The organism is Hyphomicrobium sp. (genome assembly GCF_020852195.1).
In the GTDB taxonomy this organism is placed as follows: domain Bacteria; phylum Pseudomonadota; class Alphaproteobacteria; order Rhizobiales; family Hyphomicrobiaceae; genus Hyphomicrobium_C.
The window spans coordinates 1-3,564 of sequence record NZ_JADZBI010000037.1 but is presented as its reverse complement, the minus strand read 5'-3'; the positions used below and the strand labels follow the sequence as shown (position 1 = coordinate 3,564).

The following is a 3,564-nucleotide window of genomic DNA, read 5'->3' as shown; positions in this document are numbered from 1 at the left end:
GCCCTTGTAGAGGCCGCACGATACGGCGGCCACGTGGTCGCGAAGAACGCCGTCCTTCACCATGTCGCGCAGCTTCATCCACTGGATGCAGTCGTGCAGCGCTACCCAGGCGCCGGTGATGGCCGCTGTGCGTGTGCCGCCGTCGGCCTGAATGACGTCGCAGTCGATCGAGATCTGCCGCTCGCCGAGCTTCGGGAGATCGACCACCGCGCGCAGCGCGCGGCCGATCAGGCGCTGGATCTCCTGCGTGCGGCCGGACTGGTTGCCGACGGCGGCCTCGCGGCGCGTGCGCTCGCTCGTGGCGCGCGGCAGCATGCCGTACTCCGCCGTCACCCAGCCCCGACCCTGCCCCTTGAGCCAGGGCGGGATGCGCTCCTCCAGGCTCGCTGTGCAGAGCACGTGCGTGTTGCCGAACTTGATCAGGCAGGAGCCCTCGGCGTGCATGGAGACCGCGCGCTCGAGAGAGACGCGGCGAAGCTCGCCTGGCTGGCGTTTGGACGGGCGCATGTGGGCTCTTAGATTGGTGCGGGGTTCTGCTTGCGACCGGGATCCGAGGTTATCGGTACGCCTGATTTCCCTCGAAGCGCGTGTTGGCGCGACCCTACGGGACCCGCCTTGCCGGATCAACCTCAATTCCATGGCCGCCTAGCGGCCGCGTCCAAAGGTAACCGACACGTTGGGCGGGGTCTTGCATTGACGGGCCCGCCCGCCATTTTTAGGCTCCTTGCGGCGTCCTCGCCGAAGGCATGAACAGCGATGTCCGAACCCCAGTCCGAGATCAAGAAGCTCAGCGAGCGCTCGCGCACCATCCTGAGGCAGATCGTCGACAGCTATCTGGCGACGGGTGAGCCGGTAGGCTCGCGCAACCTGTCGCGCGTGCTGCCCATGGCGCTCTCGCCGGCGTCGATCCGCAACGTCATGAGCGATCTCGAGCATGCGGGTCTCATTTATGCGCCGCACACCTCGGCGGGGCGGCTGCCCACGCAGTCGGGGCTCAGGATGTTCGTCGATGGCCTGCTCGAGGTCGGCGACTTGAGCGAGGAGGAGCGGCGTCAGATCGAGGCGCAACTCGCGGTGAAGCGCACGAAATCGCTCGACCAGGTGCTGATGGAGGCGGGCGAGATGATCTCCGGCCTCTCGCACTGCGCGGGCGTGGTGCTGGCCGAGAAGCAGGTCGCACGGCTGAAGCACATCGACTTCGTGCCGATCGATCCGACTCGGGCGCTGGTGGTGCTGGTCGACGAGGACCAGAACGTCGAGAACCGGCTAATCGAGATCCCGGCCGGGCTGCCGCCCTCGGCGCTGGTGGAGGCCGCCAACTATCTCAACGCGCACATCCGCGGGCTCACGATCGCGGAGGCGCGTGCTGCCGTCGAGGCCGAGCTCGGCCGCGCGCGCGCCGAGCTAGACAAGCTGACGCAGAAGGTGATCAAGGCGGGGCTCGCGGAATGGTCCGGCACGGTCGACGACCGCAAGAGCTTGATCGTGCGCGGGCAGGCGAACCTGCTCAAGGATCTGACCGCGGTCGAGGACCTGGAGCGCATCCGGCAACTGTTCGACGACCTTGAGACCAAGCGCGACCTTTCGCAGATCCTGGGCCTCGCCGAGCATGCGGACGGCGTGCGCATCTTCATCGGCTCGGAGAACAAGCTGTTCTCGCTGTCGGGGTCGTCGCTCATCGTGGCGCCGTTCCACGATACGGACCGAAAGGTGGTCGGCGTGCTCGGCGTCATCGGGCCGACGCGTCTCAACTATGCGCGAATCATCCCCATGGTGGACTACACGGCCCGCCTGGTCAGCCGCGTGCTGACTTGATTTTTTTGTCCTAGGGGCTGATATCGGGCGCATTCTCATGCGACCGCCTGCGACCGGCCCTCCGGGCGGGCAGGCCCGCGCCCATTCCATTCGACGCGGAGATGTCATGGCTGACGAGACGACGAACCCCAATGCGCCCTCCGGGACGCCCGGTCCCGAGGCGCCGGCCGACCCCCGAGCCGTGCCCGAGCCCGAGCAGGAGGCCCTGCGGCTTGCGGCCGAGGTCGATACCCTCCAGGGCCAGGTCGCGGATCTGACGGACCGCCTGCTCCGGGCGCATGCCGAGATGGAGAACATCCGCAAGCGCGCCGAGCGCGAGCGCGAGGAGACGGCCAAGTACGCGATCAGCAAGTTCGCCCGTGACGTGGTGACGGTCGCCGACAACTTCGAGCGGGCGATCCAGGCTGTCCCGGCCGGGGCCGCCGAGCAGGATCCCGCGCTCAAGAGCCTCGTCGACGGCGTCAGCATGACCGAGCGCGAGTTCCTCAACGTGCTCGAGCGCAATGGCGTCAAGCGGCTCAACCCCAAGGGCGAGGCGTTCAATCCCCATCAGCACCAGGCGATGATGGAGATGTACAACGCGGAGGTGGCGCCGGGCACCATCCTCGAGGTGTTCCAGTGCGGCTACGTGATTGAGGATCGCGTGCTGCGCCCGGCGATGGTCGTGGTGGCCAAGGGCGGCCCAAAGCCGGGCCAGTCCGAAGGGGCGGGCTCGGTTGCCGGGGAGCAGGGCGAGGCGCCGCCTGCGGCTTCCGATGCGCCGCCGGCTGGCACCGACAACGCCGCATAGCGGGTCCGGTCTTGGGCGGCTTCCTCCCGGCTGCCCAATGCCGTCGGCAGAGGGACCGCTCGGTAACAGTTGATCAAACGAGCGAACGCAGCGTCGAATTACGCATGGGAGTGCGCCGCTTGTGCCGTTTCGGAGCGGCATGCCGACGCTGCCGTTCGATGCTTATGGCGCCATTTCGTGCACTCCAAAAGGCTTGCGCTGGCACCGGTGAGAAGTGTTAAAGCAACAGACCCAGAATTGACCGTGGCGGTGGCGGGCGCCCGTTGCGCGCCGAAAAGCCCACCCTATATAACCGCGCATCATCAATTGTTCTCCTGGGGACCGTACCTCCAAGCCTCCACCCCGGAGGCCGAGGGACAAAACCGGGCGCCGGCCTTCCCAAGGGTCCGGACGGTCTGCCGCAACGAAGAGGAAATTCGGAGACATGGCTAAAGTCATCGGTATCGACCTCGGCACCACGAACTCGTGCGTCGCCGTCATGGAAGGGGGCAAGCCCCGCGTGCTCGAGAATGCCGAAGGCATGAACACCACTCCGTCCATTGTCGCCTTCACTGACGATGGCGAGCGTCTGGTCGGCCTTCCCGCGAAGCGCCAGGCGGTCACCAACCCCACCAACACGCTGTTCGCCATCAAGCGCCTCATCGGACGTCGCTACGACGACCCGATGGTCGAGAAGGACAAGAAGCTCGTCCCCTACAATATCGTGAAGGGCCCGACGGGCGATGCTTGGGTCGAGGCCAACGGCAAGCAGTATTCTCCGCAGCAGATCTCGGCCTTCATCCTGCAGAAGATGAAAGAGACCGCCGAGGCCAAGCTCGGCGAGGCCGTGACGCAGGCCGTGATCACCGTGCCCGCCTACTTCAATGACGCTCAGCGCCAGGCGACCAAGGACGCCGGCAAGATCGCCGGGCTCGAGGTGCTCCGCATCATCAACGAGCCGACGGCGGCGGCGCTCGCCT

4 protein-coding genes are annotated in these 3,564 nt (G+C 66.7%); 3 read left to right on the top strand and 1 reads right to left on the bottom strand.

The features are described from left to right. On the bottom strand, positions 1-507 hold a 507-nt coding region (gene rph / locus IT540_RS03160), incomplete at its 3' end, for a ribonuclease PH (RefSeq protein WP_291173170.1). A 249-nt stretch (positions 508-756) separates the two neighbouring features. Between rph and hrcA the strand changes: the two genes are divergently transcribed. From hrcA to IT540_RS03145, 3 genes are all read left to right on the top strand, one after another. Further along, the gene (gene hrcA / locus IT540_RS03155) at positions 757-1,815 is read left to right on the top strand and encodes a heat-inducible transcriptional repressor HrcA (RefSeq protein ID WP_291173167.1); all 1,059 of its coding nucleotides are present in this window, start codon (positions 757-759) and stop codon (positions 1,813-1,815) included. Positions 1,816-1,921: 106 nt separating this feature from the next. Next, positions 1,922-2,605 carry a nucleotide exchange factor GrpE gene (gene grpE / locus IT540_RS03150; RefSeq protein WP_291173164.1) on the top strand — a complete coding sequence of 228 codons (684 nt, stop codon included), beginning with the start codon at positions 1,922-1,924 and terminating at the stop codon, positions 2,603-2,605. 424 nt (positions 2,606-3,029) lie between these two features. Continuing rightward, a partial coding sequence (locus IT540_RS03145; protein WP_291173160.1) for an Hsp70 family protein occupies positions 3,030-3,564 on the top strand: 535 nt, incomplete at its 3' end.